We start from the raw sequence: 13,655 nt of genomic DNA, 5'->3' as shown, positions 1-13,655 counted from the left end.
GCCGCGAGGGCAAAGAAAGGAGTGCGCGGCGCTCAGTGCCGCGTCGGTAGCGACAGCCGCCGCTCGTACCAGCGCTGCGCCCACTCGAGCACCTGGCACAGTACCCAGTACACGGCCGCGGCGGCCAGATAAAGCGGCAGCGGTTGGTAGGTCGACGCGATCATTTCCTGCGCGCTGCGCAGCAACTCGGTCACCGTGATCACGGACACGAGCGAGGTGTCCTTGACCAGGCTGATCAGGCTGTTCGACAGACTCGGCACCGCGATGCGCAGCGCCTGCGGCGCGATCACGTAGCGCAGCGTCTGGCGCCGCGACAGCCCAAGGCTGTACGACGCGAGCCACTGGCCCTGGTGAATGCCCAGAATCGCGCCGCGCATGCTCTCGGACAGATAGGCGGCGACGTTCGCCGACAGCGCGATTACGCCGGCCGGCGTCGGTTCGAGCGAAATGCCGAAGCTCGGCAGACCGTAGTAAATCACGAAGATCTGCACCAGCAGCGGCGTGCCGCGCATCACGCTCACATAAACGCGTGCGATCCAGTTCAGCGGCCGGCTGTGGCTGATCCCCATCAGTGCGAGCACGGCGCCGCCGATCAAGCCGAAGATCATCGACAGGATCGCGAACTTGATCGTCAGCAAGGCGCCTTGTGCGAGTACCGGCAGCGATTGGAGCAGCAGGGATGTGATGGACATGGGTAGTGTTCTTATTGACGCACAAAGCGCACATCATAAACTTTGGCGCGCGTTCAGGCGCGGGTCGCGCAATGCGGCTCGGGGTATACGTGACGCGCGGTTCGGGTCCAAGGCCCCGCGCGGGCCGCATAAACGCGAAGGGCGGCATCGTGATCGATGCCGCCCTTCGTTTGACTACACGGGTGTTACTTGATCGGCTTGCTGACGTCGATGCCGAACCATTTGTCCGAGATCTTCGTGAAGGTGCCGTCCGCTTCGAGCTGGGTCATCGCATCGTCGATCGCCTTTGCGAACTGCGGGTTGCCCTTCCGGAACGGAATGCCCGACGGGTTGCCCGGGCCGACGTTCGCGCCGGTGCGCAGCGGCAGGTTCGAGTTCTTCAGCAGGTACGCGAGCATCAGACGGTCGTTCAACGCCGCGTCGAGCCGGCCGGCGGCCAGGTCGCGCAGGTATTCGGGCGCGCCCGGATAGGTCTTCACGTCGATGCCGGGCACCGACTTCGCCATGTCCATGTAGTTCGTGCCGAGACCGACGCCGAGCTTCTTGCCCTTCAGGTCTTCGAGCGACGTGAACTGGCGCGTGTCGTCCTTGCGCTGGATCAGTTGCGCGGCCGAGTACGTGTACGCCGGCGAGAAGTCGAGGGTTTGCTTGCGCGCGTCGGTGATGCCGACCTGATTGACGATCACATCGAACTTGCCCGCCTGCAGACCGGCGATGATGCCGCTCCATTCGGTCGTGACGAACACCGGCTTCACGCCGAGCTTGGCCGCGACGGCCTTGGCGATGTCGACGTCATAGCCGACCAGCTCGCCCGACGGCGCTTTCGAGTTGAACGGCGGGAAGGTGCCTTCGAGACCGACGCGCAGCGTGCCGCGCTGCTTGACCTGGTCGAGCAGGTCTTCCGCGTGCGCGGCGACGGCGGTCAACGACGCGCCGATCAGCGCGGTGGCGAGGAGTTTCTTCAGCAGGCCAAATTTCATCGTGTTCCTTTGTACGTCTGACGTTTTGACGGTCGAGAGCATAGCAAACGAGACTATCGCAATCTAAATACCGTTTGTTTATGTCTATATGCACCGCGGGTGCGGATGCTTAGCGCAGCGCCTGCGCGCATTCGGCGACGAGCGCCGGACCGCGGTAGATGAAACCAGTATAAAGCTGCACCAGTGACGCGCCGGCCGCGAGCTTCGCTCGTGCGTCTTCCCCCGAGAAGATCCCGCCGACTCCGATGATCGGTACCGCCTCGCCGACTTCGGCGCGCAGCTTGCGGATCACTTCGTTCGACGCGTCGAATACCGGCTTGCCCGACAGGCCGCCGGCTTCGTCCGCATGCGGCATGCCGGTGACGGCAGCGCGCGACAGCGTCGTGTTGGTCGCGATTACGCCTTCGAATTGGTGGCGCAGCAAGGTGTCGGCGATCGACTTGATCTGCTCGTCGTCGAGGTCCGGAGCGATCTTGAGGGCGAGCGGCACCAGCTTGCCGTGCATGTCGGCGAGCCGTTGCTGCTTGTCCTTCAGCGCGGCGAGCAGCGCGTCGAGTTCGTCGGCGCCTTGCAGCTGGCGCAGGTTCTTCGTATTCGGCGACGAGATGTTGACCGTCACGTAGCTCGCGAACGGGTACACGCGCTCGAGGCAGTACAGGTAGTCTTCAGCGGCGCGCTCGATCGGCGTGTCGGCGTTCTTGCCGATGTTCAGACCGAGGATGCCGCGATAGCGCGCGGCCTGGACGTTCTTCACGAACTGGTCGACGCCGGCGTTGTTGAAGCCCATCCGGTTGATCACCGCGTTCGCTTGCGGCAGCCGGAACATGCGCGGGCGCGGATTGCCCGGCTGCGCGCGCGGCGTCACGGTGCCCACTTCGATGAAGCCGAAGCCGAGCGCCGCCAGACCGTCGATGCACGCGCCGTCCTTGTCGAGGCCGGCCGCGAGTCCGACCGGGTTGCGGAACGTGAGGCCCATCACGGTGCGCGGCGAATCCGGCACGCGCGCGGCGAGCGCGCCGGCGATGCCGGTGCGGCCGGCGGCGCCGAGCATGCGCAAAGTCAGATGGTGAGCGTCTTCCGCGTCCATGCGAAAGAGTTGGGCGCGAACGAGCGGATAAAGGGAACTGAACACGGGATGAAGCCGGACGGCCGGAAAATGGGAACCCGCTATTTTACCGGCTTTGGGCTTTGATGAGACTGTAGGGCGTTGCTGGCGGCGAGCAGGGCCCGGCGACGACTCGGCGGACGGCGCTTCGGCTACGGCCTGAGCGGACCGCGTCGTCCATGCATCGGCAGATCGACCGGCGGAAAGTCGATGCTGGCCGGATCGAGCACGCGCCACTCGCCGTCGATCAAGCCTTCGAGCGGCCGGAAATTCGCCTTGTACGCCATTTTCGGGCTTTCGCGAATCCAGTAGCCGAGATACACGTACGGCAGGTTCAGGCTGCGTGCCTGCTCGATCTGCCAGAAGATGTTGTACGTGCCGAAGCTCGCATGGGGCAGGCTCGGCTCGAAGAACGTGTAGACCGACGACAAGCCGTCGCCGAGGATATCGATCATGCTGATCATGCGCAGCGCGCCCTGTGCATCGGGGCGCGGATCGGGCCGTCCATCGGGACGCAGCGGCGCCGGCTCGCGAAACTCGACGAGCCGGGAGTTGATCCGGCTTTGCAGCAGGAACTGCTCGTACTGATCGCGGCTGTCGCGATCCATGCCGCCGCCTGCGTGGCGCGCCGACTGATAGCGCATATACAGCGCGTAATGCTCCTCGTCGTAATGCAGCGGCGCGACGGTCGCGATCAGCTCGCCGTGCTTTCTCCACACACGCCGCTGAGTGCGGTTCGGCTGAAAACGCTCGACCGGCACGCGCACCGGCACGCATGCGCGGCAGCCGTCGCAATACGGACGGTAGGTGAACACGCCCGAGCGCCGGAAGCCGGCCTTGACGAGATCCGTGTAGACGTCCGAATTGATCAGGTGACTGGGTGTGGCGACCTGCGAGCGCGCGATGCGGCCGTCCAGGTAACTGCAGGGATAGGGCGCCGTTGCATAAAATTGCAGCGCGGAAAGCGGCGAAAGAGGCAGCTCGTTGGGATGAGTCACGTTGGCAGCTCTCGAAGCGTCTCTGGTAATGCAAACCCGGCGCGCATGGCGGTTGATGCCGCGATTCGATGGGCGGCGGACCCGGATTCGGCCTGATTTTTCCTACGCCGCGCGCACGAGGATTTCGAGCAGGGCGGTCTTGTCGAAGCGCCAAGGAATGGCCGGTGCGCCGACAGACGCGCGAACATGCGCGACGAACGCCTTGCGCGCTATCTCGCGGCCGCCGAGCGACGCCAGATGCGACGTGTTCTGCTGGCAGTCTATCATTTCTATTTCGTGACGTCGCAAGTGGCCGACCAGCGCGGCCAGCGCCATTTTCGAGCCGTCGGTGACGTCGGTGTACATCGATTCGCCGAAGAACATGCGGCCGAGCGACACGCCATACAAACCGCCTACGCGCTTGCCCTCGAACCACGTTTCGATGCTGTGCGCGTCGCCGAGGCGATGCAGCGACGAATAGGCTTCGACGACGTCGGCGGTGATCCACGTGCCGCGCTGGCCGCGGCGCGGCGCCTGCGCGCAGGCGCGCATCACGGCGGCGAAATCCTGATCGACGCGGATTTCCCACGCGTCGTCGCGCAACATCCGCTTGAGCGTCTTGCGCAGCGACGGCGACAGCTTGAACTCGGCGGGGCGCAGGATCATGCGCGGATCGGGACTCCACCACAACACGGGCTGGCCGTCCGAATACCACGGGAAAATGCCGCGCTGGTAAGCGTCGATCAGACGCGACGGCAGCAGATCGCCGCTTGCCGCGAGCAGACCGGGCGCGCCGCTCGCGGCGCCGAGCGCGCGCTCGACGGGCGGAAACGGATCGTCAGCTCCGAGCCAGGGAACCATGCGCGCCGCTCAACCTTCGCGCAGGGAGCGGAAGATGTCGCCGGTATGCAGGCCGAAACTGCCGGCCGCGCGGTCGGCGAAAAAAAAGCGCAGCGTCTGGCCGACGGTTGGAAACGCGATCTCGTCCCACGGAATCTCGTGCTCCTCGAACAGCTTCACTTCGAGACTTTCTTCGCCGGCGGCAATGTCGAGATCGAGCAGCCGCGCCATGTAAAACAGATGCACCTGATGCACGTGCGGCACGTTCAGCAGCGAAAACAGGTTCTGCACCTCGACGCGCGCGCCGGCTTCCTCGAGCGTTTCGCGCGAGGCAGCTTCGGCAGTCGTTTCTCCCATTTCCATGAAGCCGGCGGGCAGCGTCCAGTAACCGTAGCGCGGCTCGATCGCGCGGCGGCACAGCAGCACTTTGTCGTCCCACACGGGAACGGTGCCGACCACGTTACGCGGATTCTGATAATGCACGGTGCCGCAACTGCTGCATACGAAGCGCTCGCGATTGTCGCCCGGCGGAATGCTCAGACTGACGCCGTGGCCGCAGACAGAACAGAATTTCATTGGAAAGGGGACGAGAAAGGGTGATAGGAGTTTATCACCCGGGCGGGCGATTACTGAGGCGCCGGCGGGGACTGCGCGATGGGAGGTTCGATGCGGGGAGCGCCGCCGCGTCTGACACGCTTGACAGTCGATTTTCGAATGCGCTCGTCAGATCGTGGCCACAAAAACAAAAAAGGGTTACACGCCAATGCGTTGTAACCCTTCAATGATTTCGTTGTGGTTGCGGGGGTAGGATTTGAACCTACGACCTTCGGGTTATGAGCCCGACGAGCTGCCAGACTGCTCCACCCCGCGTCCGTCGAAGAAAAGATTATAGACCAGCCAGACAGACAGCGCAATAGCCATGTAAGGATTGGCTTCATTGCGCTTTGCGCCGCGACCGCTACGTCACCTATCGGAAAGGCTCCGGAAAGCCGCGCGCGGACGCTGCGCTAGAATTCAGATTCTCCACGCGGCTCGCTGGATCTTCACGACGGCGACCTCTTCGACTCTTCTTCCGACCCGTTCTGAACCCCATGGATATCGCTCACGATCTGCAGGTCATCGCTCTTCAGGAAAAGACCCTCGTGTTTCCCCGTTTCGATGCCGACCGTGCGTGGCAAGTCGGCGCGTATCTGCACGAGGTCGCGAAAGCGCGCGGCATTGGCGCCGCGATCGACGTGCGCACATTTGGCCAGCCGCTGTTCTTCAGCCTTCTCGACGGCGCGACGCCCGACAACGTCGACTGGGCGCGCCGCAAGGGCAACACGGTTGCACAATTTCGCCGTAGCTCGTACGCGATCGGTTTGAAAATGCAGCTCGCGGGTGCGACGCTCGCCGACAAGCACGGTCTGCCGGCCACCGAGTACGCATCGCACGGCGGCGCGTTTCCGCTGACGGTGGAAGGCGCGGGCGTGATCGGTTCGATCACGGTGTCCGGTCTGCCGCAGCGCGCCGATCATGAGCTCGTGGTCGAAGCGCTGTGCGCGCATCTGGGTCACGATTACGGCAAGCTCGCGCTCGCGAAAAGCTGACGCGATGCGCGTACCCCCGTATGCGCTGCTCGCGACCGCGATCGTCGCCGAGGTCATTGCGACTTCGGCGATGCGGGCCTCGGACGGTTTCTCGCGGCTGCTGCCGTCGATGGTCGTCGTGCTCGGCTACGGCATCGCGTTCTATTGCCTGTCGCTGACGCTCAGGAGCATTCCGGTCGGCATCGTCTATGCGATCTGGTCCGGTGCCGGGATCGTGCTGATCACGCTGGTCGCGCTGGTGCTGTACCGGCAGGTACCCGACGTGCCGGCGATCATCGGGCTGGGATTGATCGTCGCTGGCGTCGCGGTGTTGAATCTCTTCTCGAAGATGCAGGCGCATTGAGCGCCCGCGCAAGCCGCCTCGGTTGCCGCACGGACCGTAAGTCGGCTTATTTGCAGCGCACGATCATCGAGCGGCCTTTCACATTCGCCGATGCCACGTTGGTGACGCTGCCGCCAGCGGTGCCACCCTCGTCGTTATCTTTCGACACGATGTCGTAGCCGGTCGCACCGCAGGCCTGCCCCGCTTGCACGTAGCACGAGGCCCAGCTCGAGCCGGCGTTGGCGCCGCTGCAGTTGACCGCGAAGCCGGTCTGGCCGTTCGGCAGATTGATCAGCGTGGTCGTGTTCGACGACGCGCAGCCGCCGAGCCCCGCGGCGAGCAGCAGCGCGGAGGGCAATGCGGCCGTCAGCGACGCGCGACGCAAGAAGGCAAGCGCGGCGCTGGAGCGGAGGCGGTGGAATCGGCCGGCGCGCCGCGGTTGCGTCGTGAAATGCATCGTGTTGTGTCCTTTCATTCAGATAGAGGTTGCTGCCGCGCTGGAGCCGGTCGGTGTGGAACGCGCGGGCGCGCGCCAAGGCTCAGGTCGCTTCGACGGTGATGCCCGCCGCGCTGACGAGCCGCCGGGCTTCCGCGCCTTCTTCAGTGGCCGCGTCTTCCCAGATGCTGATCGCTTTTGGGATGTCGATCCCATGACTTTCGGCGTACTCGAACCAGCGGTTCGCTGCATCCGGCTCGGGCAGTTCGTGATTCTGCAGAAAATATTTTCCCATATTGCGCTCGCTGGCCTCGAAATGGTGTCGTCATAGTACCTTTTAACAGCATGGAGTATGCCGATCTGGACCGTTCGACCAGCGCGCGTGGCTGACGTGCGGCGCGGCCGTGGGGTGGGGCGAAAGTGGGGCTCGCGAGCGCGCAGAACTTATCGCGCTGTAACGCGCCTTATCGGAATGGGGCGGGGCGCCCGCACACCTCCGGTGCAGCGGCGCGCCGCATGCTGAAGCATCAAGGCGGCGCCGTCGCGACTGGCTCCAGCTCCGCAACCGCAACAGGAGGACGAAGATGGCTGAACGGGTCAGTGGCCCTTATCGCGGCTATTACATCAGCGCCACCGCGCGCCTCGTGCCGGGGGGCAGCACGTCGGGCGCGTCGGGCGAAGCGCACGCCAAAGCGGATGGTACTTACGTCGGCTCGGTTAGCCTCGCCGAAGCCGGCCCGGACGATCCGCATCGGATGGAAACGTTGCTCGAACTCGGCGACCGGCAACGCTTCAGTAGCGAAGAAGAGGCGCTCGCGTTCGTCGAACGGGCGGCGCGTGAATATGTCGACCGATTGCTGGATGGGCAGTGAGCGTGTCGGCGATTCCCGCACGATGCCCTGAAGCAGGCGCCCGCGCACGCTGGACCGTGATCCGGCGGCGCGGGTACCATAGCGGGACCCGCGCGGATCGGCGGCGCATAGCGGCTTTCCACGCGTGTTACGTTCCCGCCGCCACCTTTTGATGAGGCGACTATGGAAATCCGTTTTCCCGAAGACGCGCCTGCTTACCGTGACTCCAATCTGACCGTCGTGTTTTCAGCGCTGGTGGACGGTGAGCCGGTGCCGTGCGCGATCTCGGTGGAAGCGCTCGAGGATCATTTCGGCGCTTACAGCGAGGACCTCGACGGCTGGCTGCGTGCGTTCGATGCGGGCCGGCCGCGCATCGAGGCCGTTGCGCGTGAGCATTTGCAGATCAGCAACGGCACACCCGTGCTGCTCAAGAGTGGTCACTTTCCGCCAGGGCAGATGGCAGGCTGAGCGGAACTTTCCTTCCACCAACGCATCGTCAACGCGTTGCCGCTAATTCACGCCATGCGCCGGCACTGCCTCGCGCGCCGCTTCGAAGCACCGCCTGATCCCTTCCTGATACGAAGTCTTGCTGAACGGCCCGATCAACGTCGCCAGCGCGGAATCGTCGAGCACGATCGGCTCGGTCAACAGATAGTTCATCTCGACCAGTTCGCGCATCAGCGGATTGAACAGCCCGAGCACGCGCAGCATGCCCTTGCCGGCCACCATCAGCTTCGGCTCGCGGCCCGCGAGCGCGTAGGCCTCGTGCGCCACTTCGCGCTGCGTGATCGTGCCGACGCCGCCGAGATGCCACCAGCGGCCGTAAGCCTCGGGTGTGCGCGTGAGTCGTTCGACCACGGGGCCGACATCCGGCAGAAAGATGAATTCGTGCGGCACGTCGATGGGACCGAGCACCTGTGCGCGCTTACCGGTAGCGGCGCCAACGAAGACACCATGCAACAGGCTGCGCTCAACCCCCGGTCCGTAGAAATCGGGCAGCCGCAATACCAGCGTTTCGAGACCATTCCGGCCATGCGCGGCCAGCACGAGCTTTTCCTGTTCGAGCCGCATGCGGCCCTTGAACGTGTGCGGCTCGCGCGGATGATCTTCGCGAATCGGATTGCCATGCGCGCGGCCATACGGATACACGGTGCCGATCAGAATGAAGCGCTCGACGCCGGCGGCCGTCACGCCAGCCAGCGTTTTCTCCATCAACGGCGGGTGCTGCGCGAACTGGTCGTAGGGCACGCCGACGAGATAGATCACGGTTTGCAGACCGGCGGCCGCGGCGCGAATCGAGGCGGGGTCGTCGGGGTTCCAGGTGACGATCTCAGCGTGCGGATCGTCACCGAAGCAGCGTTGCAATGCCTCGCGCGAGCGGCCGACCATCCGATAATCGCGGCCCGCCGCACCAAGCGCCGCGGCAATGCTTTGACCCGCTGCGCCTGCGGCACCGAATAAACCGACCTTTCCCTTGGCTTGCATGACGACTCCTTCAGATGGCGGCGCGACCTCGTCGCGTGTGCACGTGGCGACTCAGTTTGACCGATGAAAATATACTGAACACTGTTCAGTAAACAGCGTTCAGTTTAATTTGACTTTTCAGTTTGTCAACCTGAAAATTGCGAGTCATGGGAATCGCTGAACGAAAACACCGCCAGAAACAGGCGCTGCGCGAACGCATCCTCGATGCCGCGCGGCGCATCGTCGTGCGCGAGGGCTTTGCCGCGCTGTCGATGCGCAAGATCGCCGACGCGATCGAATATTCGCCCGCCACGTTGTATCTGCATTTCGCGAGTCGCGACGACATCGCGCGGGCCTTGTGCGAGGAGGGTTACGCGCAGTTGCTCGCGACCTTCGTGCCGCTCGTGCAGATCGCAGATCCCGCCGAACGGCTGAAGGCGCTCGGGCGCGCGTACGTCGCGTTTGGCGTTCAGCATCCGGAAACGTACCGGCTGATTTTCATGGAGGATCCGAGCTATACGGGCGCGGCGCTCGGTGGCGCGGCGGCGGGCGCAGGCAAAGATGGCGGCAACGGGGACGATGCAAGCGCGAACGCCGGGACCGGTGGTTCAACCGCGTCCCGAGGCAACGCCGACGACGACCCCGGCGACGCCGCGCTGCGCATCATGATCGACGCGCTCGACGAGTTGCGAGCAGCGGGGCGTCTGTCGGCGTCGGTCGCATCGATGGAGTCGGCCGTGTGGGCCGAGGCGTTGTGGGCGAGTCTGCACGGCATCGTCGCGTTGAATCTCACGTGTCCGGTGTTTCCGAGTGCGCCGCTCGAGACGCTCGTCGGCGTAACGCTCGACGCTTGGCTCGGCGCGCCGCAGCCCGTGGCAGCGGGCGCATCGAAGAGCGCCGCAGTGCGCGGCAAGAAAACCGTCGCGCGGCGCCACTCCGAGCCTGCCGACTCCACGGACCCGGCTCCCGAACCCGCCACCAAACGCAAAGCGGCAGGCCCGTGATAACGTTCAGTTCCACGTCAACCCGCGCCGCCGCGCCCAGCTTTCCATGCCCACGTCCGCCTCGCCCGCCACTAGCGACGAAATCGCGACCCACGTAACCAACCGCATCGGTTTCATCGAACTGGAGCGGCCGAAAGCGCTGAATGCGCTGTCGACGAGCATGATTCGCGCAATCCACACGGCGCTCGACCAGTGGCGCGACGACCCCGAGGTGCTGGCCGTCGTCGTGCGCAGCCGGCATGAGCGCGCGTTCTGCGCGGGCGGCGACATCCGCTTCATGTACGAGGCGGCGCAACGCGGCGACCAGCAGGCCCGCGATACATTCTTCAGCGAGGAATACCGGCTCAATCACGCGATCTTCGTGTATCCGAAACCGTATATCGCGTTGATGAACGGCATCGTGATGGGCGGCGGCATGGGCATTTCGCAGGGCGCGCATCGCACCGGCGGCCTGCGCGTCGTCACGCAATCGACGAAGATGGCGATGCCCGAAACGCGTATCGGCCTCTTTCCGGACGTCGGTGCGAGCTGGTTTCTCGCGCGCACGCCCGGCGCGCTCGGCCGCTATCTGGCGGTGACGGGCGAGACGATCGGCGCGGCCGACGCGTTGTACGCGGGCCTCGCCGATGTCTACATCGACGACGCGGCGTTGCCCGCGCTCGTCGCTACGTTGAGCCGCGAACCGTTCGAGCGCGGCGCGGATGTGGTTGCGTGCGTCGAGCGCGAAACGCTCGCCTGTCAGGTCGCGCCGCGGCCCGAGGAGAGCGCGCTCGCGAAGGCGCGCACGTTGATCGACCGGCATTTCGCGCAGCCCGACGTCGCGCGGATACTCGCGTCGCTCGAACAGGAGCGCGAGCGCGGCGGCGACGCGGCGGAGTGGGCCGAGCGGACGATCGCGGTGCTGCGCGTGCGCTCGCCGCTGTCGATGGCGGTCTCGCTCGAAGTGGTCACGCGCGCGGAAGGGTCGATGGCCGACGTGCTGCGTGTCGATCTCGATCTGACACGTTCGAGCTTCCTGCTCGGAGACACGGTGGAAGGCATTCGCGCGCGCATCATCGACAAGGACAACGCGCCGCGCTGGCGTTTCGCGCGCATCGAGGACGTCAACCAGGCCGATGTGGAGAAGATGTTCGACAGTCCGTGGCCGGCGAACGAGCATCCGCTAGTCGCTCTGCGCGGGTGAACGTGCACCGAACGCGCACTGAACGCGCCGCCTCGCGAACCCGTCCGCGAAAATCTACGCGTTGCGCGTATTCACGCGCGACGCGCTCATTCCTCGGCCTCGCTCGCCATGAACGCGCGCATGAACACGAGCGCGCCCCAGCCCCACATCGCGTTCGCCGCGAAGCCCACCGCGAGGCGCGGCAGCATGTTGCCGCTCGGCCAGATGCCGCGCAGCGGATCGACGACGAACACGCTCGCCGCCGTCAGCACGATGCCGCCGAACACGAACGCCGGTACCCACGGCGCGTGCCGATGCGGCGCGACGCGCAGCAGCCAGGCCATCAGCACGGCCCAGCACGCGCTCCAGATTGCGTTCGCGATGAATTCAGGCAGGCCTAGCGGCAAAAACGGCGCGGTCGAAAAACCGGTGGGGTCGATCATGCCGGCGGCGTGCATCAGCGCCAGCGTCGATTCGCGGAAGAACAAGGAAGCCAGAAAACCGGCGACGAACGGCAGAATTATTTTGTGCATGCATTGCACCGGCAACGTACTGGCGACGCGAATCGCAACGCCTGTACCGGGTGATTGGAAACGAGCGCCATTATATCGATCGAGGTGCGGCGGCCGCGGCCGCGTGTGTAAAGCGCAACAACCGTATGCGGTAGCGCCGGGCTAATCACGAAAGCGGAATTCCTAAGCTAAAAAAAATCGTTCAAAAGCCGCGGACCGCTCCATAGACTGTTTCCTCATGCAGACGGCGCTGGTGTCGCCGTCATCCGTTAAATCGAGCGCACCACGCGCACGTTGGTCCAGGAAAACCGTCGCAATGTCGAGCCTCATGCCGAATCTCCGTTGCCGCAGGGCCCGCGTGCGGTCGTGTTCGCGGTGTCGTCCGCCCGGCGCATAGGCTTTCAGCGCTTTTGCCGGTGGCCTGAGTCCACCGTCCGTTTCGCAATCCTTCAGCACGTCGCAGCGCCTTGCCGGTTGCCGGCTCGATGCGCGCGGCCGGCGCTCGCGCCCACCGTTTTCTTTCAAGAGCAGGCAGGAGCAACAACATGAATGTGTTCTGGTTCATTCCGACTCACGGCGACAGCCGCTATCTCGGTACGTCCCAAGGCGCACGCGCAGCCGATTACGACTACTTCCGGCAGATCGCCGTCGCCGCCGATACGCTCGGCTACGAGGGCGTGCTGCTGCCGACCGGCCGCTCGTGCGAGGACGCCTGGGTCGTCGCGTCGAGCCTGATTCCCGCGACCCAGCGGCTCAAGTTCCTCGTCGCGATTCGCCCGGGACTGTCGTCGCCGGGGCTCGCCGCACGCATGGCGGCGACGTTCGACCGGCTGTCGAACGGGCGGCTGCTGATCAACGTGGTGACGGGCGGCGACGCGGCCGAACTGGCCGGCGACGGCGTATTCGTCGATCACGACACGCGCTACGAAATCACCGACGAATTCCTGCATATCTGGCGCAAGCTGCTTACGGCTTCGCATAGCAACGAAGCGATCGATTTCGACGGCGAGCATCTGCAATCGAAAGGCGGCAAGGCGCTGTATCCGCCGGTGCAGAACCCGCATCCGCCGCTGTGGTTCGGCGGCTCGTCGGCGGCCGCGCACGATATCGCGGCCGAGCACATCGACACCTATCTGACGTGGGGCGAGCCGCCCGAAGCGGTCGCAAAGAAGATCGCCGACATTCGCGCACGCGCCGCGGCACGCGGCCGGCAGATCCGCTTCGGCATCCGTCTGCACGTGATCGTGCGCGAGACCGAGGAAGAAGCGTGGGCCGCCGCTGACAAGCTGATCAGCAAGCTCGACGACGACACGGTCGCGCGTGCGCAGGCGTCGTTCGCGAAGATGGATTCGGAAGGCCAGCGCCGCATGGCCGCGCTGCACGGTGGCAAACGCGGCGGGCGCGAACAGCTCGAGGTCTATCCGAATCTGTGGGCGGGCGTCGGGCTCGTGCGCGGCGGCGCGGGCACTGCGCTGGTCGGTAGTCCGGAGCAGGTGGCCGCGCGTATGAAGGAGTATGCGGCACTCGGCATCGAGACGTTCATCCTGTCCGGCTATCCGCATCTCGAGGAATCGTACCGCTTCGCCGAACTCGTGTTTCCGCTGCTGCCGCAACGCTTCAGCAAGGTCGCCAACGGGCCGCTGTCGGGGCCGTTCGGCGAAATCGTCGGCACCAGCGATTTGCCGAAGGCGGCGAGCGCGAGCTGAGTGAGCGCGAAGCGA

At 65.0% G+C, this 13,655-nt stretch carries 18 protein-coding genes and 1 tRNA gene; 7 read left to right on the top strand and 12 right to left on the bottom strand.

Annotation, left to right across the window (positions count from 1 at the left end):
- Window positions 1-32 precede the first annotated feature (32 nt).
- The 7 genes from AB3X94_RS17375 to AB3X94_RS17345 all read right to left on the bottom strand — a co-directional run bounded on the left by AB3X94_RS17375 (window position 33) and on the right by AB3X94_RS17345 (window position 5,464).
- Window positions 33-692, bottom strand: coding sequence for an amino acid ABC transporter permease (locus AB3X94_RS17375; RefSeq protein ID WP_176108727.1), 660 nt, complete (start codon window positions 690-692; stop codon window positions 33-35).
- A gap of 185 nt (window positions 693-877) precedes the next feature.
- Window positions 878-1,672 carry a cystine ABC transporter substrate-binding protein gene (locus AB3X94_RS17370; protein WP_176108726.1) on the bottom strand — a complete coding sequence of 265 codons (795 nt, stop codon included), beginning with the start codon at window positions 1,670-1,672 and terminating at the stop codon, window positions 878-880.
- Between the two features lie 109 nt (window positions 1,673-1,781).
- The gene (locus tag AB3X94_RS17365; RefSeq protein ID WP_176108725.1) at window positions 1,782-2,804 is read right to left on the bottom strand and encodes a quinone-dependent dihydroorotate dehydrogenase; all 1,023 of its coding nucleotides are present in this window, start codon (window positions 2,802-2,804) and stop codon (window positions 1,782-1,784) included.
- Between the two features lie 125 nt (window positions 2,805-2,929).
- Window positions 2,930-3,775, bottom strand: a complete 846-nt coding sequence (locus tag AB3X94_RS17360; protein WP_176108724.1) for an arginyltransferase — start codon at window positions 3,773-3,775, stop codon at window positions 2,930-2,932.
- A 102-nt stretch (window positions 3,776-3,877) separates the two neighbouring features.
- Window positions 3,878-4,615 (bottom strand): leucyl/phenylalanyl-tRNA--protein transferase, encoded by a 738-nt coding sequence (gene aat / locus AB3X94_RS17355; RefSeq protein WP_176108723.1) that lies wholly within the window; start codon window positions 4,613-4,615, stop codon window positions 3,878-3,880.
- 9 nt (window positions 4,616-4,624) lie between these two features.
- Window positions 4,625-5,170: an NUDIX hydrolase gene (locus AB3X94_RS17350; RefSeq protein WP_018432136.1), complete on the bottom strand. Its 546-nt coding sequence runs from the start codon at window positions 5,168-5,170 to the stop codon at window positions 4,625-4,627.
- Window positions 5,171-5,387: 217 nt separating this feature from the next.
- Window positions 5,388-5,464 (bottom strand) — tRNA-Met (locus AB3X94_RS17345).
- Between the two features lie 221 nt (window positions 5,465-5,685).
- Here AB3X94_RS17345 and AB3X94_RS17340 point away from each other — a divergent pair.
- On the top strand, window positions 5,686-6,183 hold the full coding sequence (locus AB3X94_RS17340; protein ID WP_176108722.1) for a heme-degrading domain-containing protein: 498 nt from the start codon (window positions 5,686-5,688) through the stop codon (window positions 6,181-6,183).
- A 4-nt stretch (window positions 6,184-6,187) separates the two neighbouring features.
- Entirely contained in the window at window positions 6,188-6,526 is a 339-nt protein-coding gene (locus AB3X94_RS17335) for a multidrug efflux SMR transporter (RefSeq protein ID WP_368612164.1), read from the top strand.
- Between the two features lie 46 nt (window positions 6,527-6,572).
- Here AB3X94_RS17335 and AB3X94_RS17330 read toward each other — a convergent pair whose 3' ends face one another.
- The gene (locus AB3X94_RS17330; protein ID WP_368612163.1) at window positions 6,573-6,962 is read right to left on the bottom strand and encodes a hypothetical protein; all 390 of its coding nucleotides are present in this window, start codon (window positions 6,960-6,962) and stop codon (window positions 6,573-6,575) included.
- An 82-nt stretch (window positions 6,963-7,044) separates the two neighbouring features.
- Window positions 7,045-7,236, bottom strand: coding sequence for a hypothetical protein (locus AB3X94_RS17325; RefSeq protein WP_176108719.1), 192 nt, complete (start codon window positions 7,234-7,236; stop codon window positions 7,045-7,047).
- A 289-nt stretch (window positions 7,237-7,525) separates the two neighbouring features.
- Between AB3X94_RS17325 and AB3X94_RS17320 the strand changes: the two genes are divergently transcribed.
- Window positions 7,526-7,813, top strand: coding sequence for a hypothetical protein (locus tag AB3X94_RS17320; RefSeq protein ID WP_176367862.1), 288 nt, complete (start codon window positions 7,526-7,528; stop codon window positions 7,811-7,813).
- Between the two features lie 162 nt (window positions 7,814-7,975).
- Window positions 7,976-8,260 (top strand): DUF1488 domain-containing protein, encoded by a 285-nt coding sequence (locus AB3X94_RS17315; RefSeq protein ID WP_013089272.1) that lies wholly within the window; start codon window positions 7,976-7,978, stop codon window positions 8,258-8,260.
- 42 nt (window positions 8,261-8,302) lie between these two features.
- Here AB3X94_RS17315 and AB3X94_RS17310 read toward each other — a convergent pair whose 3' ends face one another.
- A complete protein-coding gene (locus AB3X94_RS17310; RefSeq protein ID WP_368612162.1) occupies window positions 8,303-9,277 on the bottom strand; it encodes an NAD-dependent epimerase/dehydratase family protein in 975 nt (324 codons plus the stop codon).
- A 146-nt stretch (window positions 9,278-9,423) separates the two neighbouring features.
- Here AB3X94_RS17310 and AB3X94_RS17305 point away from each other — a divergent pair, with 146 nt between their 5' ends.
- On the top strand, window positions 9,424-10,260 hold the full coding sequence (locus AB3X94_RS17305) for a TetR/AcrR family transcriptional regulator (RefSeq protein ID WP_368612161.1): 837 nt from the start codon (window positions 9,424-9,426) through the stop codon (window positions 10,258-10,260).
- A 46-nt stretch (window positions 10,261-10,306) separates the two neighbouring features.
- The gene (locus AB3X94_RS17300; RefSeq protein WP_368612160.1) at window positions 10,307-11,443 is read left to right on the top strand and encodes an enoyl-CoA hydratase/isomerase family protein; all 1,137 of its coding nucleotides are present in this window, start codon (window positions 10,307-10,309) and stop codon (window positions 11,441-11,443) included.
- An 86-nt stretch (window positions 11,444-11,529) separates the two neighbouring features.
- On the opposite strand, the gene AB3X94_RS17295 is transcribed toward AB3X94_RS17300, so the two are convergent.
- Window positions 11,530-11,955 carry a hypothetical protein gene (locus AB3X94_RS17295; protein ID WP_176108714.1) on the bottom strand — a complete coding sequence of 142 codons (426 nt, stop codon included), beginning with the start codon at window positions 11,953-11,955 and terminating at the stop codon, window positions 11,530-11,532.
- A 162-nt stretch (window positions 11,956-12,117) separates the two neighbouring features.
- A complete protein-coding gene (locus tag AB3X94_RS17290; RefSeq protein ID WP_176108713.1) occupies window positions 12,118-12,390 on the bottom strand; it encodes a hypothetical protein in 273 nt (90 codons plus the stop codon).
- An 89-nt stretch (window positions 12,391-12,479) separates the two neighbouring features.
- Between AB3X94_RS17290 and ssuD the strand changes: the two genes are divergently transcribed.
- Window positions 12,480-13,640: an FMNH2-dependent alkanesulfonate monooxygenase gene (gene ssuD, locus AB3X94_RS17285; protein WP_368589030.1), complete on the top strand. Its 1,161-nt coding sequence runs from the start codon at window positions 12,480-12,482 to the stop codon at window positions 13,638-13,640.
- Window positions 13,641-13,655: the final 15 nt, after the last annotated feature.

This window comes from Paraburkholderia sp. BR10923, assembly GCF_040948765.1.
Taxonomy (GTDB): Bacteria; Pseudomonadota; Gammaproteobacteria; order Burkholderiales; family Burkholderiaceae; genus Paraburkholderia; species Paraburkholderia youngii.
This window is presented reverse-complemented; position numbering and strand designations above follow the sequence as displayed.

Bases quoted from the DNA above. Each gene is read 5' to 3' on its own strand.
- AB3X94_RS17315 (WP_013089272.1), top strand. From the start codon at position 7,976: ATGGAAATCCGTTTTCCCGAAGACGCGCCTGCTTACCGTGACTCCAAT.
- AB3X94_RS17370 (WP_176108726.1), bottom strand. From the start codon at position 1,672: ATGAAATTTGGCCTGCTGAAGAAACTCCTCGCCACCGCGCTGATCGGC.
- AB3X94_RS17295 (WP_176108714.1), bottom strand. From the start codon at position 11,955: ATGCACAAAATAATTCTGCCGTTCGTCGCCGGTTTTCTGGCTTCCTTG.
- AB3X94_RS17340 (WP_176108722.1), top strand. From the start codon at position 5,686: ATGGATATCGCTCACGATCTGCAGGTCATCGCTCTTCAGGAAAAGACC.
- AB3X94_RS17310 (WP_368612162.1), bottom strand. From the start codon at position 9,277: ATGCAAGCCAAGGGAAAGGTCGGTTTATTCGGTGCCGCAGGCGCAGCG.
- AB3X94_RS17330 (WP_368612163.1), bottom strand. From the start codon at position 6,962: ATGCATTTCACGACGCAACCGCGGCGCGCCGGCCGATTCCACCGCCTC.
- AB3X94_RS17375 (WP_176108727.1), bottom strand. From the start codon at position 692: ATGTCCATCACATCCCTGCTGCTCCAATCGCTGCCGGTACTCGCACAA.
- AB3X94_RS17350 (WP_018432136.1), bottom strand. From the start codon at position 5,170: ATGAAATTCTGTTCTGTCTGCGGCCACGGCGTCAGTCTGAGCATTCCG.
- AB3X94_RS17325 (WP_176108719.1), bottom strand. From the start codon at position 7,236: ATGGGAAAATATTTTCTGCAGAATCACGAACTGCCCGAGCCGGATGCA.
- AB3X94_RS17300 (WP_368612160.1), top strand. From the start codon at position 10,307: ATGCCCACGTCCGCCTCGCCCGCCACTAGCGACGAAATCGCGACCCAC.
- AB3X94_RS17335 (WP_368612164.1), top strand. From the start codon at position 6,188: ATGCGCGTACCCCCGTATGCGCTGCTCGCGACCGCGATCGTCGCCGAG.
- aat (WP_176108723.1), bottom strand. From the start codon at position 4,615: ATGGTTCCCTGGCTCGGAGCTGACGATCCGTTTCCGCCCGTCGAGCGC.
- AB3X94_RS17305 (WP_368612161.1), top strand. From the start codon at position 9,424: ATGGGAATCGCTGAACGAAAACACCGCCAGAAACAGGCGCTGCGCGAA.
- ssuD (WP_368589030.1), top strand. From the start codon at position 12,480: ATGAATGTGTTCTGGTTCATTCCGACTCACGGCGACAGCCGCTATCTC.
- AB3X94_RS17320 (WP_176367862.1), top strand. From the start codon at position 7,526: ATGGCTGAACGGGTCAGTGGCCCTTATCGCGGCTATTACATCAGCGCC.